This window comes from Nonomuraea sp. WAC 01424 (genome assembly GCF_003947315.1).
In the GTDB taxonomy this organism is placed as follows: Bacteria; Actinomycetota; Actinomycetes; order Streptosporangiales; family Streptosporangiaceae; genus Nonomuraea; species Nonomuraea spiralis.
Map to the genome: position 1 here is coordinate 131,947 of NZ_QHHZ01000006.1, position 22,700 is coordinate 154,646.

The window sequence follows — 22,700 nt, forward strand, 5'->3', positions numbered from 1 at the left end:
CTGGTTGTCCCTCCGTCAAGGCGGCGTAAATACGCATCGCACCCTACTGACGGTTTGGGGCGGTTTGGCTGGGTTGGGGCGTCAAGAAAACGTATGGATGCGTATGTGCGTGTGGGACGGCGGCACCCGGGGTCAGGTGAGGGTGATCAGCGCGACGAGGGCGATCAGGGCGAGCAACACCACCGCCTCGGGCCGGATCCGGGTCACGGTCCCACCGCCTCGGGCCGGGTTCGGGTCACAGGCCCACGTCCCGGCGCAGGAGGTCGTCGATGTCCTCGCGGCGTACCACGACCCGTGCCGCGCCGTCCGCCACCGCGATGACCGGCGGGCGGCCGGTCAGGTTGTAGGTGGAGGCCATCGAGTGGTGGTAGGCGCCGGTGGCCGGCACCGCGACGACGTCGCCCGGCCGGACGTCCGCGGGCAGCGCGACGCTCTCGGCGATCACGTCACCCGCCTCGCAGTGGTGCCCGGCCAGGGTGACCTGCCGGGCGGGCGCGGCCGACCGGGCGGCGGCCGGGCGGGCGGTGTAGCGCGCGCCGTACAGGGACGGGCGCGGGTTGTCGCTCATCCCGCCGTCCAACCGCGACGAAGGTCCGGGTGAGGGTGCGCTTGACCGCGATCACCCGGTACAGGGTGAGCCCCGCTGGGCCGCTGATCGACCGTCCCGGCTCGATGACCAGCAGGGGCATGGGGAGGTCCAGGGCCGCGCAGCGGTCCCGCGTCACCTTGAGCACCGTCCTGGCGAACGCCTCGGGGGTCAGGCCGCGCTCGTCCTCCAGGTACGCGATCCCCTGGCCGCCGACCAGGTCGAGCTGGGGGAGGACGATCCCGTACGTGTCCCGTACGTGGGCGAGCTGCTCCACCATGACCCGGGCCGCCCGCTCGTACGGCTCGGCCGCGCGGATCTGGGAACCCAGGTGGCAGTGGAGGCCGACCAGTCGCAGTTCCGGCCGGCCCAGCACTCTGGACACGGCCTCGGCCGCGTCCCCCGAGGCGATGGACAGGCCGAACTTCTGGTCCTCGCCGCCCGTACGGATCGCCCTATGGGCGCCTGCCTCGACGTCCGGGACGACGCGCAGCAGGACCTGCTGACGCCGGCCCGGTGGGATCAGCGCGGCGAGCCGGGTGATCTCGGCGAGGTTGTCGACGACGATGCGACCCACGTCGTACTCGACCGCCTCCAGCAGTTCCCGGGGGGTCTTGGCGTTGCCGTGGAAGACGATCCGGTCGGCCGGGAAGCCGGCCGATCGGGCGACGGCCAGCTCGCCGCCGGAGCACACGTCGAGGCCCAGCCCCTCCTGGCGGATCCAGGTGGCCATCGCGCGGCACAGGAACGCCTTGGCGGCGTAGAGGATGTCGGCGTCCGGCAGCGCGGCGCGGAAGGCGCGGCAGCGTTCGCGTACGTCGGTCTCGTCCATGACGTACGCGGGGGTGCCGTGGCGTTCCACGATGTCCATGAGGGGCACGTCCCCGGTGCGGGCGACCGGCCGGAGGCGGGTGGTGGACGACCAGGGCTCCGCCGTCTCCTGCCCCGCCCGGTCCTGTCGGAGGACTCGCGCTCGGTCCTGCTGGAGGACTCCCGCCTGGTCCTGCTGGAGGAGGCACATCATGCCACCTGCTTCGCCGCGGGGCCGTTCATCGTGCCCGCGGGATCGACGACGACGCCGGTGACGTCCAGGTCGGCGATCATGCTCCGCAACGCCGGAACCGTGAGCACCACCCACCGTTGCTGCGGCCCGAGCACCTTGGCCAGCTTGAGCGGCGAGGAGAAGGCCACCGCCGTCCGCTCGCCCGACGCGGTACGGAACAGCCGCAGGCCCATGGCGTACGCGCCCGCCCTGACGGGGACGAAGAATCGAGGTTCTGGCATCTGTTTCCTTCCAGCGAAAAAGCCGAACAGGAAAGACGCTAGAACCGTCTCCGGCGATACTCCGCGATCACTACGCGATTCAGACGCGGACCTCAGGAATTCTGGCGTGACATTGACGCCGTCCCCGTACGGACGGTCCCGAACAGGCTGCCGGCCCGCGAACGCGACAACACCGGCAGACCTCCGGCGAACCCGAGACCGAGGAACACGAGCGCCCGCACCACGTCGGCGCTCGCGAAGGTCAGCTCCCCGGCGCCGTTGACCAGGAAACCCGTGGCGAAGAACCAGCTCATGACCGCGGTGGCCGACCCGGCGACCGCGCTGCGGGACCAGAACGAGTAGATCGGGACGACCGCGCCCATCACGACGACCCGGAGCGCGACCGCGTCGCCGGGCAGCACCAGGGACACTGCGGCGCAGGCCGAAACAGACAACACGAACCCGCCCACGATCAGAAACTCCAGCGGCCGACTCGTCCGCATGATCCCTCCGTTCCAGATGGAAATGCTCATACAGCAAAACGCATTCATCGGCGGCGGGGAACTTTTCGATATGACATCACTACGGCTTCGGTACACGCGCTTACGCGATATTGATGCCGGCGTTCTGGCCGGGCATCGTGTCGTTCCGCGACAGTGACTCCCTGCACGAGGACCTCTTCGGCGGCGCGATCGACCTCGGCGCGGTCGCGCGCGGCGAGCCGACCGGCCGCACCAGGCTTGGACGGAGGCCCCGGTGAGCCGGTCCGCGAGGCGTTGCGGGCCGTCTCGGCCGCGTACGGCCCCGCTCCCGGCGGGCGGTGCCCGGGTCGGACCTCGCGCGGGCGCTCGCTCCGCACGGCGGCCGGCTGGGCGAGGTCGACGGCGACGAGGTGATGGGGATGGTGCAGTGGCTCCAGCGGGTCCGTACCGACGGAACCCTGTTCGACGCGATGCGCGCCGCGACGTGGACCATGGGCGGCCCCGGCGACCTCGTCGCGTTCGAGAACGGCTGCGAGGTGAAGCCTGAGCTGGAGGCGGCCCTGCGCCGGATCCCGGACCCGCGGCTGCGCGACCGCCTCCGCACGTTGTGCCTGACGGCGGAGTGGGCCCGCCGCGACGGCGGGTACTACCTCGGCCCGCGCGAGTGCCCGAGCGGCCTGCGGTGGATCGCCGAGCAACCCGGCCACGAAGTGGTGGCCGGGCCACCGGATGAACGTTTCACCGTCTGTGTGACGTTCGTGCTGGTCGCCGGAGGACTGTGGGGGGCGATCTTGCGGTCGTGAGGGGCGCCGGCGTGCAATTCACGGTGGTCGCTTCTCACACAATCCGACCCTTCATGAGGGGAGAGCTGGTGCGTCGCAGAATCACCGCCTTGGCGCTCGTCGCGGTCACCGCCCTGGCGCCTGTCCTGGCCACGAGTACGCCGGCACACGCCACATCCACGCTCCAGGTCGTCTACACCAACCTGCCCTACGACATCTGCATCTCCTTCGGCCGGTCGGGCCAGGAGAACGGACGCTGGCAGACCTGGTGGTGCAGCACGCACTATCCGCAGAGCTACCCGGGCTCCTACACCTACGATCTGTGGGCGTACGTGGACTGACGCTCTCAGGTGAAGTCCTCGCAGCGGGTCTGTCCGCCGGTCGGGACGGTCACCCGTACGTCGTTCACCTCGATGCCGCGCTTGGTGGCGGTGGCGGCGGCGATCGTGCAGACGATCTGGCCGGTCGCCGTCCGCGACAGGCGGGAGACCGGTGTCGAGGCTCCCTCGGTCAGGGTGAACCCGTCGTCGGTCACCCTGACGGCCAGGTTCTTGGGCAGGGTGGTGTCGAAGGAGCGTTCGCGTTCTTTCGAGGTGGGGCCGCCGGTGAGCAGTTCGACGGCTTCGGCGGCTTCCAGCGGGCCTTCGGGGCGGCCGACGGAGACGAGGCGGTCGTCCTGCACGAAGTACAGGCGGGTGCCCTCGATGAAGCCGCGGGCGGGCTCCCCGGCGCCGATCACAGCGGTGGGACCGACCCCGCAGGCCGTGCAGCCGACCAGGAGCAGGACCAGAAGCAGGGCCAAGGGCAGGACCGGAGGCAGGGGCGGAAGCAGGGCCGGGGGGAGAACCGGGGGCCGGGCTCTCATGGGTGCTTCTCCGAGGGGTGGGGGGCGGGTGGGCCGGTTCTTCGGAGGGTGAGGGTGAAGACGGCGCCGGGGCCCGGGGCGACGGTCAGGTCGCCTCCGTGCAGGAGGGCGTTCTCGCGGGCGATGGCCAGTCCCAGCCCGCTCCCCTCGGATCGCGTACGGGCCGCGTCCGCCTTGTAGAAGCGCTCGAAGACGTACGGGAGCACGTCGGCGGGCAGGCCCGGCCCGTGGTCGGCCACCCCGACGGCGACGGTCTCGCCGGTGGCGCGCACCCGTACCGTGACGGGTGGCGTGCCGTGCCGCAGGGCGTTGCCGACGAGGTTGGCGACGATGACGTCCAGGCGGCGGGGGTCAAGGGGGACGATGACGTCCGGCGGCAGGTCCGCGCTGACGGCGGAGCTCCAGCCGCGTGAGCGCAGGCACGCGGCGACGGCGGCGCCGAGGTCCACGTCGTCGAGGTTGAGCACGGCGGCTCCGGCGTCGAAGCGGGAGATCTCCATCAGGTCGTCGACGAGCCTGGTGAGCCTGGTGATCTCGGCGGTGACCAGCCGGGCCGCCGCGCCGGCGTCGGCGTCCAGCCGGTCGGCGCCGGCTTCGAGCACGTCGGTGACGGCGGTGGCGGTGGCCAGCGGGGTGCGCAGCTCGTGGGAGACGTCGGCGACGAACCGCCGCGACCTGGCCTCCAGCTCGCGCAGCTCGCCCACCGAACGTTCGAGCGCCGCGGCGGTCTCGTTGAACCGTCCGGCCAGCCGGGCCAGCTCGTCGCCGCCGCGTACGGGCAGGCGGGTCTCCAGGCGCCCCTCGCCCAGCCGCCGGGCCGCGTGGTCCAGGTCGGCGACCGGACGCAGCACGCCGCGCGCGGCCAGCAGCCCGGCCAGCACCGCCACCAGCACGACGGGTACGGCGGCGGCCTGCGCGGCGCGCAACACGGCCGTCTCGTCGGACGCGGCCTGCGCCAGCGACTCGACGAGATAGACGGTGATCCCCGACGGCGTGCCGCCCGCGATGAGCATGACCCGGCTGCCGGCCACCAGGTACGGCACCCCGTCGCGGGTCACCCGCTGCCAGGCCAGCACCGGCCGGCGCAGCACGTCCGCGCGCAGTTCGGCGGTGACGCGGGCGTCGCTCGGGACGGCGCCGTCCCGGACGACGTACACCTTGCGGTCGCCCACCTCAAGGTCCTCGGCCAGCAGGGCGAGCTCCTCGTCGGTGGCGGGCACCGCGACGTCACGCGACAGCAGCAGCACCCGGTACCTGAAGTCGTCGAGCAACCGGTCCTGTACGCCGGACAGCAGGTTGTGCCGGGCCACGTAGTAGGTCAGCCCGGCGGCCCCCACCGCGCTCAGCCCGCCCACCAGCACGAACGTGATCACCAGCCGGGCCCGCAACCCCCGCAACCAGGTCATACCGGCCCGAAGCGGTAACCGAATCCGCGTACGGTCTGCACGTATCTCGGCTCGGCCGGCACGTCCTCGATCTTGGCGCGCAGTCGCTGCACGCACGCGTCCACCAGCCGCGAGTCGCCCAGGTAGTCATGCTCCCACACCGACTCCAGGAGCTGCTGCCGGTTGAAGACCTGTCCGGGCGCCGCCGACAGGTACAGCAGCAGCCGCAACTCCATCGGCGGCAGCGCGACCTGCCGTCCGTCCCTGCTCACGGTCAGGGAGGCGCGGTCCACGCGCAGCGCGCCGTACGTCTCCACCGGTGAGGGCACGCTGTCGGTACGCCGCAGCACCGCCCTGATCCGGGCCTCCAGCACCTGCGGGCGCACCGGTTTGACCACGTAGTCGTCCGCCCCGGCCTCCAGGCCGCCGACCACGTCGAAGTCGTCGCCCCGCGCGCTCAGCATCACGATCGAGGTGGAGGTGGTCGCGCGGATGCGCCGGCAGACCTCGAACCCGTCGATGCCCGGCAACATGAGGTCGAGCACGACCACGTCGGCGGCGAAGCGGGCCAGCCGTTGCAGCCCCTCCTCGCCGGACGCCGCCGACGCGACCTCGTGATCCCGGCCCTTGAGGGCGAGCGTCAGGGCTTCCCTGACGTTCGGGTCGTCTTCGATCAGGAGCACGCGAGCCATGCGGTCCAGTATCGACGGCTCCGACGTGCGATTTGTCCGGCTTTGAAAGCTATTACAGGTTCATGACATGTGGCAGATGGCCTGCTTACAGAGAGAGGCCATGGTGAGGGCCGATCACGGACCTGTAGGAGGACATGTGTTCATCACCAAGCGGCGCCTCGCCGTCCTGGCCGCCGTTCCCGCCCTGGCGCTGAGCGCCGCGTGCGGCGCCCAGAGTTTCGCCAGCACGTCGAGCGCCGCCCCGAGTGTCGCCGCCACCGCCACTGCCGCCGCCAAACCGAGCTGGCACGAGACCGCCGTGAAGTTCGCCGGCTGCATGCGCGAGAACGGGATCGACATCCCGGACCCGGTCAAGGGCCAGGACCTCGACACCAGCGCCGTCACCAAGGTCACCCAGGCCAAGCTCGACGCCGCCATGAAGGCGTGCAAGGAGTGGGACTCGGCGATCCTCGGCGGCGCCGAACCGTCCTCGCCCGAGGACGAGGCCAAGTTCGCGGCGTGGGCCCAGTGCCTGCGCAAGGGCGGCGTCTGGCAGCCCATCGGCAAGGACGAGACGAGGCCCGCCGGGTTCAAGGCGGTCAAGCCCGGTTCGGCCGCCGAGAAGCAGGTCTTCGAGGGTTGCGACTCCCTGCGCCCGCCCGCGCCGTACGAGGAGAACTAGCCGCCCGCGCCGTACGGGGAGAACTAGCCGCCCCGTACGAGAACCGGCCGCCCGCGTTCCCGCCTGGCCATGCCCTCCCCTCGACGTCCGGGGAGAGGGTTGGCGGGAACGCGGGTCCGGCCCGGCGACACGGGGGCCGGGCCGGACGGGCGGTGGTTCATGAGCCGGCGCGTCCGGGGGCGAGGAAGGGGCGGATCACCGCGGCCACGCGCTCGGGGCGTCCGCGCTGGGCGGCGTTCGACGTGGCACTGTGGTCGAGCCCGTCCAGGAGCGTACGCCGGGCGTGCGGCAGGATCCGTTCCAGCCGCTCCAGGGCGGCACGCAGGTAGGCGGGGCTCTTGCTGCCGCTGAGCAGCAGCACCTCGGGCCGTACCGTCCCGTACTCGGTCAGGTCGCCCGCCGCGTCCACGGCCACCTGGATGTCCTGGCGCAGTGTCGGGGCGAGCTCTTCGAACGTCGGCGCTCCGCCGGGCGCGGCGTCCTTGCTCCCGCCCTTCAGCATCAGGCCGGTCAGCAGTTCGAGCACCCGGCGCGGCATGACCTGGAAGATCGGCGGCCCGAGCTGGGCGGCCTTCATGCCGGTGACGAGCGCCGCCGCGGTCCGGCCGGCGGCGAGTTCCCGGTCGAGGCGCGGCAGGCCGGCGGCCGGGGCCGAGCCGTCGGTGAAGAGCGGCGGCTCGAAGACGACGGCGCTGTCCAGGTCGGGGCGGACGAGCAGGGTGCGCAGCGTGATGATCGCGCCCGAGCTCACGCCCGCGACGTGGCGTGCGCCCGTGGCATCGATCAGCGCCGCCAGGTCCTCCACCTCGCGGTGCAGGCCGTAGCCGGGGCCGACAGGACCGCTGCGGCCCCGGCCGCGACGGTCGGGCAGGTAGCAGGTGAAGTCCTGCGACAGGGCCTCGGCCAGTTCGAGCTGGCTGTCTCCCGTCTGCATGGCGCCGTGCAGGATCACCAGGCCGGGGCCGTGCCCGATCTCGCGGTAGCCGATCGTGGTGCCGTCGGCCGACGTCACCGAGCCGATGGTGGTCGTGGTCATGATGGCTTCCCTTCGTTGCGGTACGGGAAGGGAGCCCGGCTATCGTTGTTCGCGGTATCTCGTGGCCGGGGCTCCGCTTCGCGGTTTCTTCGGTTCCCGAGGTCTCCCGGCGGTGGTGTTCCAGCACCGCCGCCGGGATCTTTCACTCCTGGGTCATGTGGAAGGCGCGCCAGGCGTCCAGGTCGGGGAACGTGCCCTCGGACAGTTCCGTCAGCAGCGATTGCACCCAGGCGGCCTGCGCCTCCAGCATCGCCAGCGCGTACTCCGACTCGATGAGGAAGAGCCTGGGCACTTCGCCCTGCTCCTCCGCCAGGGTCCGGCGGGCGTCCTCGATGCGTTCCGCCAGCAGGTGCGAACGCTGCCGCAGCAGCGTCGCGACCTCGTCGGGGCGCAGGCCGCCCATCACCGACAACCCGGCCTCGAACGACGACGGCTCCCGCTGCGGGGTGGACAGCAGTTCGCGGGTCCAGTCCTCGGCCTCGCGGCGCCCGGCTTCGGTGACGCGGTAGACGGTCCGTTCGGGGCGGGCGCCCTGCCGGCCGCTCTCCACCGCTTCCAGCAGTCCGTGTTTGGCGAGGTTCCGTACGACGGTGTAGAGCGAGCCCCACTTGATGGGCATGTCCTGGTCCTTGCCACGGGACCGCAGTACGGAGGCCATCTCGTAGGGATGCATCGGCCGCTGTACGGCGATGGTGAGCACAGCCAGCGCCAGCAGATTCCCCACCGGTCGCCGCTCGGCCATCCTCGTCACCTCCTCACTCGCACACGATTACTCGTAGACGAATATACGTACGCGAGCATCAGACCGCAAGATGCGGCCGTAGCCTTGCGGTCATGATCGAACGGGTGAGGGTCGCGGTGGTCGGCGTCGGCAACAACGTGTCCGCGCTGGTGCAGGGGATAGCGCTGTACCGGGCGTCAGGGAGTGTGGCCGGGATCCGCCGGCCGGTGCTGGAGGGGCTGGGGGTGGGCGACGTCGACTTCGTGGCGGCGTTCGCCACCTCGCCGGAGAAGGTCGGGCGGGACCTGTCCGAGGTGATCTTCCTGCCGCCCAACAACTATCCGCGGATCATCGGCGAGCTGCCGCTCTCGGGCGTCACGGTGTGCCGGGGCATCACCGACGCCGCCGACGGCGCCGAGGTGGACCGGGTGGCCGCGGAGCTGGCCGGTGCGGAGGTCGTGCTCTATGCCGCTCCCAGCGGCCGGCCGGAGACGGCGCTCGCCTACGCGGAGGCGGCGCTGCGGGCCGGGAAGGCGGCGTTCGTCAACACCACCTCCGACCCGGTGGCCCGCGATCCGCAGGTGCTGGACCGCTTCGCCGCGGCCGGGCTGCCGCTCCTCGGCGACGATCTGACCAGCCAGTTCGGCACCTCGATCGTCCATCACGCGCTGCTGCGGCTGCTGGAGGAGCGCGGGCTCACCCTCACCAGCTCCTACCAGGTCAATCTGGGAGGAACCGAGGACTTCCGCAACCTGGTCGAGCACGGCGAGGGCAAGATGCGGTCCAAGCTCAACGCCCTCACCTCGCAAGGGGAGGCGCCCGACCTGGTGGAGGTCGCCCCGCTCGGATACCTTCCGCACCTGAAGTCGCACAAGGTGGCCCACATCAACATCGAGGCCCAGGCGTGGGGCGAGACCACGGTGTCCCTCGACGTGAAGCTGAAGGTGCACGACCCCAGCGGCGCCGCCGGAGTCAACATCGACCTCATCCGCATGGCGGCCGGCGCGTCGCGGCAACACCGTGGCGGTTACCTCGACGAGGCCGCGTCGCTGCTGAAGTCCCCTCCGGGCACCGCCGTCTGAACTCCGGGGTCAGAAGTAGTCCGCCGGCCAGTGTGCGGCGTTCGCGGCCCCGACCACGGGCGCCGGGTCGGCCAGGAGCGTACGGGCCATCCCCGTACGGTCCCGCTCCGGCGTGACGGCCGAGAACAGGGCCGGCAGGGCCGGATCGTGCCAGGTCAGCCGGGCCCTCCCGGAACGGACGCGCCTGGCGCCCGCCTCGGCGGCCAGGGCGGCGAGCACCTGGGGCAGGTCACCGGCGACCTCGAGCACGTCGAGCACGCCGCCGTCCCAGCGTACGGCCGCGTACCCGGCGTCACCGGCCAGCAGCTCGACCGGCTCGCCGTACCAGGCCGGCACCCGCTCGCGCCAGTGCGCCGCGTCCCGTACGGCGGTCAGGGGACGCCGTGCGTTGTGCCGTTCGTGCAGGTCCCGCAGGACGGCCGCGTCGCGCGCGGCGACCCTGCGCAGGCCCGGCCCGGAAGGGGTGGCGGGGCGCAGAGGGCCGGAGACGGTCTGGAGTTCGAAGGTGGTCCACTCCTTGTAGACGCCGGGCGTGCCGGTGAACAGCAGCGACCACGCGCAACCGTCGGCCGTCATCGCCTCGGCCGCCAGCGCCAGCAGCCGCCGGACGTGCCCGCGGCCCCGGACCGAGGGGTGGGCGGCGACGTTGGCCACCCCGCCCACCAGCACCTCGCCGCCCAGGCCGTCGTGGACCCGGCGCGGGAGGTAGTACACGCAGGCCGACACGTCGTCGGTCACGAACGTCCGGTCGTACCGGCCGGGGTCGGTCTCGTACAGGGGGACCACGTGCGGGGCGTCGAAACAGGTGGCCCACAGGGTGTACAGCGCCTCACGGTCGCCGGGCCGCGCGCTGCGCAACGCCGTCATCGCGTCCTCCCCAGAAAGCGTGTCGTCATCCCGTCCTCCCCGGAAGATCCGTCGTCATCCCATTCTCTCCAGGAGGTCCGGGGTCACCTCGTGCTCCAGCGGGACGCCGCCGGCGTACCGGGCGATCTCCTCGACCACCAGCCGGCCCTGGCGGGCCCGGCCGGAATCGGTGCCGGCCGCCTGGTGCGGGGTGAGCAGCGCGTTCGGCAGTCCGCGGAACGGGTGCCCGACCGGCAGCGGCTCCTCGTCGAAGACGTCGATCGCCGCGTCCAGCCGTCCCGTACGCAGCTCCGCCAGCAGCGCGGCGACCTCGACCAGCCACGACCTGGCGGTGTTGACCAGCCCGGCGCCGTCCGGCATCAGCGCCAGCTCCCGCGCCCCGAGCAGGTGGCGCGTCTCCGGCAGCGCCGGGGCGTGCACGGCGACGATCCGGCTGGTGGACAGCAGTTCGTCGAGTTCCACGGCCCCGTCGTGGTACGGGTCGGCGACGCTGACCTCGGCGCCGAGGGCGCGGACGAGGTCCAGGTACGCCCGGCCGGTCCGGGAGGCGCCGATGACGCCGATCGGGCAGCCGAGGATCTCGCGCCTGGCCGGCGCCCGCTCGGCCGTCTCCCACGGCAGGCCGCTGCGCAGGGCGTGGTCGAAGCGGTGCACCTGGTGCAGCAGCGCCAGGGTGAAGGTCAGCGCCACCTCCGCCACCGACCGCGCCATGGCCGCACCCGCCTGGGTGACCCGGATGCCGCGCGCCCACAACTCCCCGGTGACGAACGGCTTGACCGTCGCCCCGGTGTGCGCGACCAGCCGCAGTCCGGGCGCCCGGTCGAGCAGCGCGGCGGTGAGCGGCGGCGTTCCCCACGAGGTCACCAGCACGTCGGTGCCGGGCAGCGACTCGGGGAGCGCCCGGTGGTCGTCGACCAGCCGTACGTCCCCCAAGGCCAGCAGGGCCGCGGGGTCGGGGAAGAACTGCTCGCGCAACCGCGGCGAGACGCTGACCAGGACGCGTACGGGGGAGTCAGCGCAGCCAGGCATCGCGGTGCTCCGCCACGAAGTCGTCGTCGGTCAGCCACGGGTAGGCGGCGCTGACGCGGGTCAGTTCCTCGGCCTGGCCGGGGGAGAGGCCCTCGCCGGGGTCGAGGCACCAGGTCCCGTCCAGCAGGCCCTGCCTGCGCAGCACCTCGTGCACCCCGGCGATGCAGCCGGCGAAGGCGTTGGCGGCGTCGAAGACGGCGGCGTTGGCGTCGGTGAGCGCCGTGGCCCGGCCCCACCACGACGCCGGGTCGTTCCGCAGGCCGTCGAACATCTCCCCCGCCGCCCGGGTCCACACCGCCCACTGGCCGAGCAGCCCGCCGGTGAAGCGCAACCCGCCGGGCAGCTCGGCCAGCAGGTCGCCGATGATGTGGTCGTCGTTGCCGGTGTACAGCGTGACCTGGTCGGCCCGGTCGGAGGCGGCCACGCCGTGCGCCACGTCCAGGGAGCGATAGCGGTCGAACGCCGCCACCTTCACCGCGACCGTGGAGGGCTGGTCGGCCAGCGCCCGCCAGAAGCCGCGCGACAACACCGGCCCGCCGATGGCCGCTTGCAGGTAGAAGCCGATGACCGGCAGCACCTCGCCCACGGCCGCGGCCCGTGCCAGCAGGTCGTCCTCGGAGGCGCCCGGCACGACCGGCGAGAGCAGTACGGCGTCGTACCCGAGCGAGGCGGCCAGTTCGGCCTCGGACACCGCCTGCGCGGTCGGCCCGCACGCCCCGGCGACGAGCACCGGCCGTTCACCGGCCGATTCCGCGGCCACGTCGGCGGCCAGGCGCAGGACCGGCTCCAGCAGCCCGGCCCGGCGGATCTCGAACTGGGTCGTGTGCACGCCCACGGCCAGCCCACCGGCGCCCGCGGCCAGGTAGTACCGGGTCAGCGCGGCCTGGCGGCGCTCGTCGAACACCCGGTCCGCGGTCAGCGCGGGCGGGTGGGCGGGGATGACGGTCCCGGCCCGCAGGCGGGACAGCGCGGAGGGCGGGGTGGGCATCAGAATCTCCCGTCTCGTACGGCGAACTTGGTGGGTTTGCCCGACGTCGGCAGCCCGGCGGACAACCAGGCGGCCTGCCAGTCGATGAGCGTGCCCAGCGGCACCTGCGGGTAGCCGAAGAGCCGGTGGCAGAGCGTGGCGTCGTTCAGCAGCGCCGTCTCGGCCTCCGACCCGTCGAAGGACACCGGTGTGCCGAGGCGTGCGCCGAAGTCGGCGGCCACCCGGCGGACCGAGGCGGTCTCGGGGCCGGTCAGGTTCAGCGTGAAGGGCGTGCCGGCGGTCGCGTGGCCGAGCGAGCGCAGCACGACCTCGTTGGCGTAGCCCTGCCAGACCACGTTGACGTGCCCGGTCGTCACGTCCACCGCAGTGCCGGACAACACCCGCTGCCCGATGTCGGCGAGCACGCCGTATCGCAGGTCGACGGCGTAGTTGAGGCGGATGAGCGTCACGGCCGTGCCGCGGGTGGCGGCCGCGTGCTCGAAGATGCGTTCGCGTCCGAGGCAGCTCATCGCGTACTCGCCCACCGGCCCGACCGGGTCGCCCTCGGCGCTGCCGCCCGACGAGAGGGGCACCAGCGGGTAGACGTTGCCCGTGGACAGCGCGGCCACGCGCGCCTCGCCGTACCGTTCGGCGACGCGCGCGGGCAGTGCCGCGTTGACGACCCAGGCGAGGTACGGCGCGGCGGACGTGCCGAACTTCGCCCCGACCATGAAGACCACGTCCGAGGCGTCGGGCAGCGTGCCCAGGTCGCCGTCGAGCAGGTCGAAGGGGACGACGTCCACGCCGTGTCCGGCGAGGGCGGCGGCGGCCGTACGGTCGGACCAGCGGGAGACGGCGAAGACGCGGTCGGCGCCGCGCCCGGCGGCGTCCAGGCCGCTCCGGGCCAGGCGGCACAGCGTGGGCCCCATCTTGCCCCCGGCGCCCAGCACGACCAGGTCGCCGGAGGCGGCGGCGAGGTCGGCGACGAGCGACTCGGAGGGACGGGTGAGGTGCTCTTCCAGATCGTCGACGGAGGTGAACATCAGCCCTTGATCCCCGACATCGTGACTCCTTCGGTGAAATATCGCTGGCCGACCAGATAGGCGGCGAAGATCGGTACGAACGCGACCGTGGCCCCGGCCAGCACCACGCTGAGCGGGACGTTCTCCGTCTGGAGGGAGGCGATGCCCACGGTCAGGGTACGCATGTCGGCGCCGCCGCCGATGATGAGCGGCCAGAGCAGGTCGTTCCAGTGCCACAGGAAGACGAAGACGCCCAGCGTGGCCAGGATCGGCTTGCACAGCGGCAGGACGATCCTGCTGAAGATCCGCCACTCCGAGGCGCCGTCGAGCCGGGCCGCCTCGAACAGCTCGTCCGGCAGGCCCATGATGAACTGCCGCATCAGGAACACCGCCTGCGCGTTGGCCAGCGTCGGCAGGATCAGCCCCCAGTAGGTGTCCACCCCGCCCAGCTCGGCGATGAGCATGAACGTCGGGATGAGCGTCACGTGGTACGGCACCATGACCATGGCCAGGAACGACCAGAACATGGGCTCGCGGCCGGGGAACCGTTTCTTGGCGAAGGCGTATCCGGCCAGCGAGGCCAGCAGCAGCACGGCCACCACGCTGATGACGGAGTAGATCAGCGTGTTGACCGTCCAGGTGACCAGGTCGCGCCCGCCCAGCACCTCGCCGTAGGCGCCGAAGTCGACCGGCCAGGGCAGCATGCTCTCCGGGAACGTCACCGCCGTGCCCGGCTTCAGCGACAACACGACCATCGCGTAGAAGGGGAACAGCGTGACCGGCGTGGCCACGGCCAGCAGGACGAACCTGGCGACCTTCCCGGCCCTGGTCGGCTCCAGCGCCTTGTACGAGCGATACTTCGTCACTTCGACCTCCCGATGATCAGGCGCTGGATCAGCGCGACCACGAGGGTCATGACGAACAGCGCGACGCCGATGGCGCTGGCGTAGCCGAAGTCGAAGTTCTTGAACGCCTGCTCGTACAGGGCCATGACCAGCGTGAAGCTGCCGTGTGCCGGGCCGCCGCCGGTCATCACGTAGACCAGGTCGAACACCTGGAAGGAGTTCGTCGTCTCGATGACGGCGACGAAGAACAGCGCGGGGCGCAGCTGCGGGGCCACGATGTAGCGGAACCGCTGCCAGGTGGAGGCGCCGTCGGTGAGCGCGGCCTCCTCCAGCTCCCGCGGCAGGTCCTGGAGCCGGGCCAGGACGATCAGCATGCCGTACCCGAACCTGGACCAGACCGAGACGATCACCAGGGCCGGGATGACCAGCGTGGTCGAGGCCAGCCAGGACTGCCCGGTGAGCTTGGTGATCGGCCCCTCGGAGGAGAACAGCCAGGTGAAGACCGTCCCGGCCAGGACCAGGCTGGTGACGACGGGCAGGAAGAAGACCGAACGGAAGAAGGCGGCCCCGCGGAAGGCGCGGCGTACCAGCAGCGCCATGCCCACCGAGGCGGCCATCGACGCCGGCACGTAGAGGATCGTGTAGATCAGCGTGATGCGGAGTGATTCCCAGAAGACGGGGTCGGTGGCCATCCGCCGGTAGTTGTCCACGCCGGTCCACGTCGGGCTGTCGCCGATGGAGGAGTCGAAGAACCCCAGCAACACCCCGGCGACGGACGGGCCGAACCGGAACAGCAGGAAGAGCAGGAGGCACGGCAGGACGAACAGCAGTCCGGTCCGCGCCTCCCACCGCCTGACGTCGAGCGCCGCCATCAGCCACCCAGCAGCGCGTTCGCGGCCTTGGCCGCGTCGGCGAGCGCCTGCTCGGGCGTCTTCTTGCCGATCAGCGCGGCCTGGATCTCGGGAGCCAGGACGCCCATCACATCACGTGCCTTCTCGTGCAGCGGCCCGGCCGTGGTCAGGTCGAGCGTCTTCTCCACCTCGGACTGGACCGGGTCGTCGGCGTACAGCGCGCCGGTGGACTTGCGCGGGGAGAAGTAGCCGGAGGCCAGGTCGTAGGCCTTGCTCGGGGCGGCCCCGGTGGCGAAGCCGATCCACTTGCCCGCCGCCTCCTTGTGGTCGGACGCCTTGAGCAGGGTCAGCGAGCCGACGGTGCCGTAGGCGACCTGCTTGGTGTCGGTCAGCGGAGGCATGACCTTGATGTTCTCCTTGCCCCAGAACGACTCGACGTCGGCGGGGAGCTGCTGCCAGGTGCAGGCCACCTTGTTCTGCGCGGTCCTGGTCTGCTCGAACTTGGGCAGCCCGGTCAGCAGGTCCTTCTCCACGAAGCCGCCCTCGGCCAGGTCCTTCAGGAACGTCAGCGCCTTGACGCCCTCGGGGCCGGCGAAGCCCGCCGACTTGCCGTCGGCGCTGAACACGTCGCCGCCCGCCTGCCACAGCAGCGGGTAGAACGACTGGTTGAGGGTGGCGGCGGGGTCGGCCCAGTAGTTGGTGACGTCCACGTCCTTGGCCTTGAACTTCGGGGCCAGGGTGAGCACGTCGTTCCAGGTCTTGGGGAACTCGGTGACCCCGGCGGCGTCGAAGGCCTTCTGGTTGCAGACCAGCGGGTTGGCCGACATGAGGATCGGCGCGCCCATGACCTTGCCGTCGATGGTGACCGACTTCAGGGCGTTGTCCCGGTAGTCGGCCTTGTCGGCCAGGTAGGCGTCGACCGGCTCCAGCGTCTTGGCGTACTTGGGGAGCTGGTCGGGGATGAGGTAGACCACGTCGGGCGCCTTGTTGCCGGCGATCGCCGTGGACAGCGCCTCGTCGCGCTTGGCCCACGGGTAGATCTCGACCTTGACGTCGATGTTCGGGTTGGCCGCCTCGAACGCCTTGGTCTGCTCGTCCCAGAACGCCTGGTGCTTGGCCTGGTCGACGATGGTCGGGTAGACCCACATGGTCACGGTCTGCTTCTCGTCGCCTCCGGAGCCGCCGCCGCAGGCGGTCAAGGTCCCGAGGGCGGCCGCAGCGGCGGCCAGCGCGCGCAGTCGCATGTTCGTTCCTTCCTAGGATGCGGGCACGGTGAGGACCGTGCCGCTGTGCCGGGCCTTCTCGGCGGCGAAGACCGCGAGGTGGCTGTGGAGCGACTCGGTGGGGCCCGAGCGCACGTGTGCGGGGTCGCCGGTGGCCAGCGCGGTGACGAAGGCGTCCATCACGCCGTCGTCGCCGCCGCCGTGGCCGTCGCCGGCGTTCGAGCCGGTCTCCGCGACGCCGCGACGGGTGGTACGGCCGTCGCGGAAGTCGAGCACCTCGACCGACTCGCCGTCGCCGATCAGCCGCCCGTGGGTGCCGAAGATCTTCGTCTGGCGGTGGGTCTGCTCGGTGAAGGCGGTCATGGTGAAGGTCGCGGTCGCCCCGCCGGTCAGCTCCATGGCGAGCACCTGGTGGTCGACCACGTCGTTGTCGCAGGCGTAGACGCACCTGCCGTACGGGCCGGTGCGCAGGGCGTCCATGACCTGCTGCTCGTTCTCGCCGAGGACGCTGGTCGGCCAGTCGTAGCCGCGGTTCAGGTACAGCCGGGGCGCCGAGTACGGGCAGCCGGGCTCCAGGACGCAGTCGAGGCAGCGGTCGGCGGCCTCGGCCGGACGCCGCTCTGGCCTGAAGTGGCCGAGCGAGCCGAAGCTGGCGACCTTCTCGATCCTGAGCCCGGTGACGTAGGCCAGCCAGTCCAGGTCGTGGGAGGACTTGGCCAGCAACATCGGGCTGGCCAGGCGCTCGCTGCGCCAGGGGCCGCGCACGTAGGAGTGCGCCTGGTGCCACCAGCCGACCGGTTCCAGGTGCTCGACACTCATGACCTCGCCGAGCACCCCGCTGTCCACGGTCTCCTTCACCAGCGCGGTGTAGGGGGTGTAGCGCAGCACGTGGCAGACGGCGAAGAGCACGCCCGTCTCGCGGACGGCCGAGACGATCTCGCGGCACTCCTCCTCGGTCGGCGCCACGGGCTTCTCCACCAGCAGCGCGTAACCCGCCCGTGCCAGGGCGACGGCGGGCTCGACGTGCAGGCGGTCCTGGGTGGACAGGACGACCGCGTCGGCCACCCGCTCGCGCAGCAGCTCGCGCCAGTCGGCGAGCTCGCGCACCCCGGGCCCGGCGAGCCTGGCCCGGCGGGCGGGGTCGGGGTCGGCCACGGCGACCAGCTCCGCGCGTTCGGGGTGGGCGGCGATCCAGGAGGCGTAGGTCTGCCCCCGGTTGCCCGCTCCCGCGACCGCCAGCGTGACTTTGCGCACCTAGATCACCAGATTTCCTGAAGTGAGGACCTTCGGGCCGTCGGCCGGCAGCTCCCTGGTGACGCCCTCCTCGACGTTGCCCGTGTGCTGGACCACCTCGAAGGACTTGATCGACAGGCGGCCGCCGCCGAACTGGCAGCCGGTCGCCGTGTAGCGGTTCTTGCCGGAGTCGAGCTGGACGTGGGCGCCGGCGTTCTGGCTCCGGATCCCGGCCAGCTGCCAGGAGTCGAGCCCGGCGCCCTCCACCCGCGACAACCCGGCCCCGGCCAGCTCGGTGCCGCCGTCGAGGCGGACGCGCTGGTCGGCCTTGCCGAGGGCGGCGAGGCCCACGTTCTTGACCGTGCAGCCGGTCAGCGACACCGACCCGGCGAGGACCAGCGGGGCCGCGCCCTCGGCGCCGTTCAGCGTGGAGCCGGACAGGCGCAGGTCGGCGCCGTTGTCGGTGTTGCCGTTCAGGCCGTTGAACGTGGTGCGGCTGATGTGCACCGGCGCGGTCACGTTCGCCTGGACGATCTCGCTCTTGGCCGGGACGTTGAAGACGCAGCCCTCGATCAGGTTGGGGCGGCCGGACAACTTCGACTGCTGGGAGACGATCAGCGTGTGGCTGGCCGAGCAACCGCGCATCTGCACGCCGTCGGCGTTGACCCAGATCATGCCCGAGCCGTCCAGCGACGGCTTGCCGATGACCTGAAGGTCCTCCAGCGTCAGGTCGGTGACCTTCACCCGGGCCACGAACCACGAGCAGACGTGCTTGCGCACCGTGATCCGCTTGGCCGCCGAGCCCCAGGCCGCGCCGGAGTTGGCGAAGGTCATCAGGCCGGAGTTGCCGGTGTAGGTCAGGTCGTGCTCGTACTGGCCGTGGGTGACGAACGGGCCCTGGTCGTCGCCGTCGCCGTGGCAGTTCTCCACGTAGCAGTAGGCGCTGGCGGTGAAGTCGTTCAGGTGGCGGGCGTTGGCGGTGTGGCAGTCGCTGACGTGGCCGTACAGGCAGTAGATCTGCTGGGTCAGGTAGCCCGCCCCGCCCCACGTCACGCTGGCGGGGTTCTTCAGCGTGCAGCGTTCGGTGCGGAAGTGGGTGGCCCAGCGCCGCATGATCAGCGGCCAGAACGTGCCCGTGCCGTGGATGCCCTCGACGTCGCAGTGGACGGCGTACTCGTAGGCCAGCGGGTGCGAGCCGGTGTACTGGTCGCCGTCCGCGACGCCCTCGAAGCGCAGGTTGCGTACGTGCACGCGCTCGACCGGCTCGACGAGGGTCCAGGTGATCGTCCGGCCGGCGGCCAGCTCCCAGCCGTTCTTGTACCCGACGCGGATGTGCGTGCCGTCGACGATCTGGGTGATCTCGACCAGCTTCTGCAGCTCCCGTTCCCAGCGGCCGGACAGCGCGTTGACCTCGGCGCTCCACCACTGCCCGACCTTGAAGGCGGCGGAGTCGGCGACCTCGAAGACGTCCGACAGGTCGGGCACCGCGGCGCTCAGCTTGTGGGTGACCGTGGTGGAGGTGACCTTCCCGCGGAAGAACAACACCGCCGCGAACGGGTCGTCCTGACCGGCCTTCTCGATGCCCACGGTGCGCATCGTGTGGCCGCCGAAGTCCAGCACCAGGCCGGAGCGCTGGAACTTGTGCCGCTTGACGAAGTTGAGGTCGGTGTGGGCCTCGATCCTGGACACGGCCGGGTCGTTGACCATGGCCTCCAGCGCCGCGTCCGCGGGCGTCTTGTCGTCGAAGAGGCCGAACGCCCGGAAGTCGAGGCAGCCGTCGTGGAGCTGGATCCAGCGGCCCTTGGGCGCGGAGCCGAGGACCGTGCCGCCGTTGGCGGCGGTGGTGGACGCGGCGTCCCAGCGGACGAGCTTGCCGCCGCCGTCGCCCGGCTTGAGATAGCCCGCGACCTGCGCCAGCGTGCCGTCCGCCAGCTTGGCGGCCTCGAAGGCGAGCAATTCGGCGACGGTGCCGACGGCCTGCACCTCGTCCTTGGGCTTCTTGTCCGGCTCGGCGAGCGCGGGCTTGGTCATCAGGACGGTGCCGACAGCCGCTAAACCGGTGACGCGCAGGATGTCACGACGTTCCATGGGAGGGGTTCCTTACAGTGCGAGGGTGTCGGCGATGAGGACGCGGGGACCGGACGGCGGGAAGGCGCGCTCGACGCCCTCCTCGGTGCAGCCGGTGTGCACCAGCACGGTGGCGGCCCGCAGATCGAGGCCGCCGCCGGTGAATCGGGAGCCGGTGGCGCGGAAGCGGTTGTCGCCCGCGGCCAGCTCGACGCGGGTGGCCGAGGCCGTACAGGCCGCGAGTTCCCAGGACAGCACACCCGGACCGGCGGCCCGGGAGAGGGTGGCGCCCTCCAGCGTGACGCCCTCCAGGCGCAGCCGCTGGTCGCGTACGGCGCTCAGCTCGACCCGCACGCCGTCGAGCCGGCCGCCGCTGATCACGACGTCGGACGAGCCCAGCGAGACCTGGCCCTTGCCGCTCAGGACGCACCCGGTGAAGCGCAGGGGACCCGAGCCGCGCAGGGTGGCGCCGTCGAGACCGGTGATGACGCACTCCTTGAAGTGCAGCGCGTTGCTCACCGGCGTCTGCACCAGCACCTGGTCCTTGGGCAGGTCGAAGGAGCAGCCCTCGATGACGTTGGGCCGGCCGGAGCGGCTGGAACGCTGGCCGATCGCGACGGTCCTGGCCGAGCAGCCGCGCATGTGCAGCCCGTCGGCGTTCACCTGGAGCGTTCCCGCCGGGTCGAACGTCGAGCGCGGGATCACCCGTACGTCCTCCAGCGTCAGGTCGGTGATCTTCGTCCCGGCCACGAACCATGAGCACAGGTGCTTGCGCACGGTGATGCGCTTGGCGCTGGTGCCCCACAGGGCGCCGCTGTTGGCGATGTCCATGAGGCCGGAGTTGCCGGTGAAGACCAGGTCGTGCTCGTACTGGCCGTGGGTGGTGAAGGGGTTGCCGCCCTCGTCGTCGCCGTCGCCGTGGCAGTTCTCGACGGTGCAGTAGGCGCTGGCGGTGAAGTCGTTGAGGTGGCGGACGTTGGACGTGGTGCAGTCGGCGACGTGGCCGTACAGGCAGTAGATCTGCTGGGTCAGGTAGCCGGCGCCGCCGTACATGACGGTCGGGGGGTTCTTCAGGCTGCAGCGCTCGGTGCGGAAGTGGGTGCACCAGCGCCGCATGATCACCGGCCAGAAGCTGCCGGTGGCGTGCACGCCGTCGACGTCGCAGTGGACGGCGTACTCGTAGGCGATCGGGTGCGAGCCGGTGTACTCGTCGCCGCCGGGGGCGGCCTCGAAGCGCAGGTCGCGTACGTGGGCGCGTTCGACCGGCCTGATCAGCTTCCAGGTCAGCGTACGGCCGGCCGCGAGCTCCCAGCCGTTCTTGTAGTTCACCCGGACGTGCCGGCCGTCCACGATCTGGGTGATCTGGACCAGGCGTTGCAGCTCGCGTTCGTACGTGCCGGCCAGCCGGTCGACCTCCACGGCCCACCACTGGCCGACCCGGAACTCGCGGGAGTCGACCTCGAAGACGTCGGCCAGGTCGGGGACCGTGGCCGTGAGCGTACCGGTGACGACGGTCTTGGTCGTCTCGCCCTGGAAGAACAGGACCGCGCCGAACGGGTTGTCGTGGGAGTTCTTCTCGATGCCCTCGGTGGTCATGGTGTGGCCACCGAAGTCGAGCACGATGTCCGAGCGCCGGAAGGTGTGGCGCCTGACGAAGTTGAGGTCGGTGTGGGCCTCGATCCTGGACACGGCCGGGTCGTTGACCATGGCCTCCAGCGCCGCGTCCGCGGGCGTCCTGGCGTCGAGGACGCCGAACGCCCGGAAGTCGAGGCAGCCGTCGTGGACCTGGATCCAGCGGCCCTTCGGCGCGGAGCCGAGGACCGTGCCGCCGTTGGCGGGGGCGGTGGAGGCCGCGTCCCAGCGGACGAGCTTGCCGCCGCCGTCACCGGCGCGATGGTAACCCGCGACACGCAGCAGCGTGCCGTCGGCGAGTCGGGAGACGTCGAGCGCGAGGAGGCGCGCGACGTCGGCTACATGGTTCATGGGGGGAAGGCCTTCGGGAACGGGGTGATGGGAAGGCCGGGCGGCGTGCGAAGGCGGGCAGGCGGCGGTGCTGCGGCCCTGGACGTCCGGCGCCGGGGCCGCGGCGCTCGGAGTCGGCTCTTCGCCCGAAACGATTGGCGAGGACGCTAGACAGTGGCCGCCGATCTGTCAAGCCGTCACGCGGGATGCCCGAGACTCCTGGAGATCGTCGCCGCGGTCTCCCGCACCTCCCGGCCGAGCTCCTGGTAGCGCCAGGCGGGCAGGTCACGCTTGAGCGAGGTGATGCTGATCGCGCCCACGCAGGCGCCGGTGTGGTCGCGCAGCGCGCTGCCGATGCAGAAGATCCCGTCGGCGTCCTCCTCGTCGTCGACCGCGTAGCCGAGCTCCCTGACCGTCTTCAGGTGGGCCAGCAGCAGCGGCAGCTCGGTGATCGTGTGGCCGGTCCTGCGCGGCTGGCCGACCTGGCCGACGACCCTGGCGACCTCGTCGTCGTCCATCTCGGCCAGCAGCGCCTTGCCCAGCCCGGTGCAGTGGGGCAGCTCTCTGGTGCCCATCCGCAGGTCGACCTGGATGCGCTCGCCGTTGCTCACCTGGTCGACGACGACGGCCTGTCCGGCCTCGGGCACCGCGAGCCTGGAGTTCATCCCGGTGCGCTCGGTGAGCTGGACCAGCGCCGGCCGGGCCACGTCGCGCAGCGAGAGCTGGTCCTGGGCCCTCGCTCCCAGCCTGGCCAGCGCCATGCCCAGCCGGTAGCGGCGGTTCATGCCCTCGCCGTCGTCGGCGACCAGGCTGTAGGCGCGCAGCGTGTAGAGCGTGGCGAAGGCGGCGCTCTTGCTCAACCCGCAGGCCGCGGCGACTTCGGTCACGCTCATGCCGCCGCCCTGCCCCACGCGGGACAGGACCTCAAGCACCTCGGCGGCGCGGGCGACGCTGCGGACCCAATATCGCGATTCCTCAGCAGCAGTGTTCGTCACAGCCGAACAGTTTAGCGGAATTCATCGTTGACCCCCACCCATTCTCGTGTTTCAATCTCCCTCGACTGTTCGGTATTGCCAAAC

At 71.5% G+C, this 22,700-nt stretch carries 25 protein-coding genes; 5 read left to right on the forward strand and 20 right to left on the reverse strand.

The window, feature by feature from the left end; translation table 11 throughout:
• Positions 1–235 precede the first annotated feature (235 nt).
• From DMB42_RS55010 to DMB42_RS18050, 4 genes are all read right to left on the reverse strand, one after another.
• Positions 236–544, reverse strand: a complete 309-nt coding sequence (locus DMB42_RS55010; protein ID WP_260477793.1) for a hypothetical protein — start codon at positions 542–544, stop codon at positions 236–238.
• Positions 447–1,610, reverse strand: a complete 1,164-nt coding sequence (locus tag DMB42_RS18040) for a diaminopimelate decarboxylase (RefSeq protein ID WP_260477763.1) — start codon at positions 1,608–1,610, stop codon at positions 447–449. The genes DMB42_RS55010 and DMB42_RS18040 overlap by 98 nt, the downstream gene beginning before the upstream one ends.
• Positions 1,607–1,870, reverse strand: a complete 264-nt coding sequence (locus tag DMB42_RS18045; RefSeq protein ID WP_125636049.1) for an SAV_915 family protein — start codon at positions 1,868–1,870, stop codon at positions 1,607–1,609. The genes DMB42_RS18040 and DMB42_RS18045 overlap by 4 nt, the downstream gene beginning before the upstream one ends.
• Positions 1,871–1,962: 92 nt before the next feature.
• Positions 1,963–2,352 carry a hypothetical protein gene (locus tag DMB42_RS18050; protein ID WP_125636051.1) on the reverse strand — a complete coding sequence of 130 codons (390 nt, stop codon included), beginning with the start codon at positions 2,350–2,352 and terminating at the stop codon, positions 1,963–1,965.
• Positions 2,353–2,465: 113 nt separating this feature from the next.
• Between DMB42_RS18050 and DMB42_RS53240 the strand changes: the two genes are divergently transcribed.
• The 3 genes from DMB42_RS53240 to DMB42_RS18060 all read left to right on the forward strand — a co-directional run bounded on the left by DMB42_RS53240 (position 2,466) and on the right by DMB42_RS18060 (position 3,454).
• The gene (locus tag DMB42_RS53240; RefSeq protein ID WP_185844718.1) at positions 2,466–2,609 is read left to right on the forward strand and encodes a hypothetical protein; all 144 of its coding nucleotides are present in this window, start codon (positions 2,466–2,468) and stop codon (positions 2,607–2,609) included.
• Positions 2,610–2,669: 60 nt separating this feature from the next.
• Positions 2,670–3,134 carry a hypothetical protein gene (locus tag DMB42_RS18055; protein WP_125636053.1) on the forward strand — a complete coding sequence of 155 codons (465 nt, stop codon included), beginning with the start codon at positions 2,670–2,672 and terminating at the stop codon, positions 3,132–3,134.
• Positions 3,135–3,202: 68 nt separating this feature from the next.
• The gene (locus tag DMB42_RS18060) at positions 3,203–3,454 is read left to right on the forward strand and encodes a hypothetical protein (RefSeq protein WP_125636056.1); all 252 of its coding nucleotides are present in this window, start codon (positions 3,203–3,205) and stop codon (positions 3,452–3,454) included.
• Between the two features lie 5 nt (positions 3,455–3,459).
• Here the strand turns inward: DMB42_RS18060 and DMB42_RS18065 are convergent, their stop codons facing one another.
• The 3 genes from DMB42_RS18065 to DMB42_RS18075 are packed head-to-tail and all read right to left on the reverse strand — an operon-like array spanning position 3,460 to position 6,055.
• The gene (locus DMB42_RS18065; RefSeq protein WP_125636058.1) at positions 3,460–3,915 is read right to left on the reverse strand and encodes a GerMN domain-containing protein; all 456 of its coding nucleotides are present in this window, start codon (positions 3,913–3,915) and stop codon (positions 3,460–3,462) included.
• Between the two features lie 59 nt (positions 3,916–3,974).
• The gene (locus DMB42_RS18070; RefSeq protein WP_125636060.1) at positions 3,975–5,384 is read right to left on the reverse strand and encodes a HAMP domain-containing sensor histidine kinase; all 1,410 of its coding nucleotides are present in this window, start codon (positions 5,382–5,384) and stop codon (positions 3,975–3,977) included.
• Complete coding sequence (locus DMB42_RS18075; RefSeq protein ID WP_125636062.1) at positions 5,381–6,055, reverse strand: response regulator transcription factor; 675 nt, start codon at positions 6,053–6,055, stop codon at positions 5,381–5,383. The genes DMB42_RS18070 and DMB42_RS18075 overlap by 4 nt, the downstream gene beginning before the upstream one ends.
• Positions 6,056–6,191: 136 nt before the next feature.
• On the opposite strand from DMB42_RS18075, the gene DMB42_RS18080 reads away from it, so the two are divergent.
• Positions 6,192–6,716 (forward strand): hypothetical protein, encoded by a 525-nt coding sequence (locus DMB42_RS18080; RefSeq protein ID WP_125636064.1) that lies wholly within the window; start codon positions 6,192–6,194, stop codon positions 6,714–6,716.
• A gap of 157 nt (positions 6,717–6,873) precedes the next feature.
• Here DMB42_RS18080 and DMB42_RS18085 read toward each other — a convergent pair whose 3' ends face one another.
• Both DMB42_RS18085 and DMB42_RS18090 read right to left on the reverse strand, forming a co-directional pair.
• Positions 6,874–7,752 (reverse strand): alpha/beta fold hydrolase, encoded by an 879-nt coding sequence (locus DMB42_RS18085; protein ID WP_125636066.1) that lies wholly within the window; start codon positions 7,750–7,752, stop codon positions 6,874–6,876.
• 142 nt (positions 7,753–7,894) lie between these two features.
• Positions 7,895–8,494 (reverse strand): PadR family transcriptional regulator, encoded by a 600-nt coding sequence (locus tag DMB42_RS18090; protein WP_125636068.1) that lies wholly within the window; start codon positions 8,492–8,494, stop codon positions 7,895–7,897.
• A gap of 92 nt (positions 8,495–8,586) precedes the next feature.
• Here DMB42_RS18090 and DMB42_RS18095 point away from each other — a divergent pair, with 92 nt between their 5' ends.
• Complete coding sequence (locus tag DMB42_RS18095) at positions 8,587–9,555, forward strand: inositol-3-phosphate synthase (RefSeq protein ID WP_125636070.1); 969 nt, start codon at positions 8,587–8,589, stop codon at positions 9,553–9,555.
• A 9-nt stretch (positions 9,556–9,564) separates the two neighbouring features.
• On the opposite strand, the gene DMB42_RS18100 is transcribed toward DMB42_RS18095, so the two are convergent.
• From DMB42_RS18100 to DMB42_RS18150, 11 genes are all read right to left on the reverse strand, one after another.
• Complete coding sequence (locus tag DMB42_RS18100) at positions 9,565–10,422, reverse strand: GNAT family N-acetyltransferase (RefSeq protein WP_125636074.1); 858 nt, start codon at positions 10,420–10,422, stop codon at positions 9,565–9,567.
• Between the two features lie 54 nt (positions 10,423–10,476).
• Positions 10,477–11,451, reverse strand: a complete 975-nt coding sequence (locus DMB42_RS18105) for a hydroxyacid dehydrogenase (protein WP_125636076.1) — start codon at positions 11,449–11,451, stop codon at positions 10,477–10,479.
• Entirely contained in the window at positions 11,435–12,439 is a 1,005-nt protein-coding gene (locus tag DMB42_RS18110) for a dihydrodipicolinate synthase family protein (protein ID WP_125636077.1), read from the reverse strand. The genes DMB42_RS18105 and DMB42_RS18110 overlap by 17 nt, the downstream gene beginning before the upstream one ends.
• Complete coding sequence (locus tag DMB42_RS18115) at positions 12,439–13,461, reverse strand: NAD(P)-dependent oxidoreductase (protein ID WP_125636078.1); 1,023 nt, start codon at positions 13,459–13,461, stop codon at positions 12,439–12,441. The genes DMB42_RS18110 and DMB42_RS18115 overlap by 1 nt, the downstream gene beginning before the upstream one ends.
• The gene (locus tag DMB42_RS18120; RefSeq protein WP_221762224.1) at positions 13,461–14,306 is read right to left on the reverse strand and encodes a carbohydrate ABC transporter permease; all 846 of its coding nucleotides are present in this window, start codon (positions 14,304–14,306) and stop codon (positions 13,461–13,463) included. The genes DMB42_RS18115 and DMB42_RS18120 overlap by 1 nt, the downstream gene beginning before the upstream one ends.
• Positions 14,303–15,157, reverse strand: coding sequence for a carbohydrate ABC transporter permease (locus DMB42_RS18125; protein ID WP_125636079.1), 855 nt, complete (start codon positions 15,155–15,157; stop codon positions 14,303–14,305). The genes DMB42_RS18120 and DMB42_RS18125 overlap by 4 nt, the downstream gene beginning before the upstream one ends.
• Entirely contained in the window at positions 15,157–16,380 is a 1,224-nt protein-coding gene (locus DMB42_RS18130; RefSeq protein ID WP_125636080.1) for a sugar ABC transporter substrate-binding protein, read from the reverse strand. The genes DMB42_RS18125 and DMB42_RS18130 overlap by 1 nt, the downstream gene beginning before the upstream one ends.
• Before the next feature lie 12 nt (positions 16,381–16,392).
• Entirely contained in the window at positions 16,393–17,613 is a 1,221-nt protein-coding gene (locus tag DMB42_RS18135) for a Gfo/Idh/MocA family protein (RefSeq protein ID WP_125636081.1), read from the reverse strand.
• Complete coding sequence (locus DMB42_RS18140) at positions 17,614–19,680, reverse strand: peptidase C14 (protein ID WP_185844719.1); 2,067 nt, start codon at positions 19,678–19,680, stop codon at positions 17,614–17,616.
• A gap of 12 nt (positions 19,681–19,692) precedes the next feature.
• On the reverse strand, positions 19,693–21,642 hold the full coding sequence (locus tag DMB42_RS18145) for a peptidase C14 (protein ID WP_125636082.1): 1,950 nt from the start codon (positions 21,640–21,642) through the stop codon (positions 19,693–19,695).
• Between the two features lie 176 nt (positions 21,643–21,818).
• On the reverse strand, positions 21,819–22,616 hold the full coding sequence (locus DMB42_RS18150; protein WP_125636083.1) for an IclR family transcriptional regulator: 798 nt from the start codon (positions 22,614–22,616) through the stop codon (positions 21,819–21,821).
• Between the last annotated feature and the right edge of the window lie 84 nt (positions 22,617–22,700).

Excerpts from the sequence above, each read along its gene's own strand:
- DMB42_RS18040 (WP_260477763.1), bottom strand. The coding sequence starts at position 1,610 with ATGATGTGCCTCCTCCAGCAGGACCAGGCGGGAGTCCTCCAGCAGGAC.
- DMB42_RS18045 (WP_125636049.1), bottom strand. The coding sequence starts at position 1,870 with ATGCCAGAACCTCGATTCTTCGTCCCCGTCAGGGCGGGCGCGTACGCC.
- DMB42_RS18050 (WP_125636051.1), bottom strand. The coding sequence starts at position 2,352 with ATGCGGACGAGTCGGCCGCTGGAGTTTCTGATCGTGGGCGGGTTCGTG.
- DMB42_RS53240 (WP_185844718.1), top strand. The coding sequence starts at position 2,466 with ATGCCGGCGTTCTGGCCGGGCATCGTGTCGTTCCGCGACAGTGACTCC.
- DMB42_RS18070 (WP_125636060.1), bottom strand. The coding sequence starts at position 5,384 with ATGACCTGGTTGCGGGGGTTGCGGGCCCGGCTGGTGATCACGTTCGTG.
- DMB42_RS18075 (WP_125636062.1), bottom strand. The coding sequence starts at position 6,055 with ATGGCTCGCGTGCTCCTGATCGAAGACGACCCGAACGTCAGGGAAGCC.
- DMB42_RS18085 (WP_125636066.1), bottom strand. The coding sequence starts at position 7,752 with ATGACCACGACCACCATCGGCTCGGTGACGTCGGCCGACGGCACCACG.
- DMB42_RS18090 (WP_125636068.1), bottom strand. The coding sequence starts at position 8,494 with ATGGCCGAGCGGCGACCGGTGGGGAATCTGCTGGCGCTGGCTGTGCTC.
- DMB42_RS18095 (WP_125636070.1), top strand. The coding sequence starts at position 8,587 with ATGATCGAACGGGTGAGGGTCGCGGTGGTCGGCGTCGGCAACAACGTG.
- DMB42_RS18100 (WP_125636074.1), bottom strand. The coding sequence starts at position 10,422 with ATGACGGCGTTGCGCAGCGCGCGGCCCGGCGACCGTGAGGCGCTGTAC.
- DMB42_RS18105 (WP_125636076.1), bottom strand. The coding sequence starts at position 11,451 with ATGCCTGGCTGCGCTGACTCCCCCGTACGCGTCCTGGTCAGCGTCTCG.
- DMB42_RS18110 (WP_125636077.1), bottom strand. The coding sequence starts at position 12,439 with ATGCCCACCCCGCCCTCCGCGCTGTCCCGCCTGCGGGCCGGGACCGTC.
- DMB42_RS18115 (WP_125636078.1), bottom strand. The coding sequence starts at position 13,461 with ATGTTCACCTCCGTCGACGATCTGGAAGAGCACCTCACCCGTCCCTCC.
- DMB42_RS18125 (WP_125636079.1), bottom strand. The coding sequence starts at position 15,157 with ATGGCGGCGCTCGACGTCAGGCGGTGGGAGGCGCGGACCGGACTGCTG.
- DMB42_RS18130 (WP_125636080.1), bottom strand. The coding sequence starts at position 16,380 with ATGCGACTGCGCGCGCTGGCCGCCGCTGCGGCCGCCCTCGGGACCTTG.
- DMB42_RS18140 (WP_185844719.1), bottom strand. The coding sequence starts at position 19,680 with ATGGAACGTCGTGACATCCTGCGCGTCACCGGTTTAGCGGCTGTCGGC.
- DMB42_RS18145 (WP_125636082.1), bottom strand. The coding sequence starts at position 21,642 with ATGAACCATGTAGCCGACGTCGCGCGCCTCCTCGCGCTCGACGTCTCC.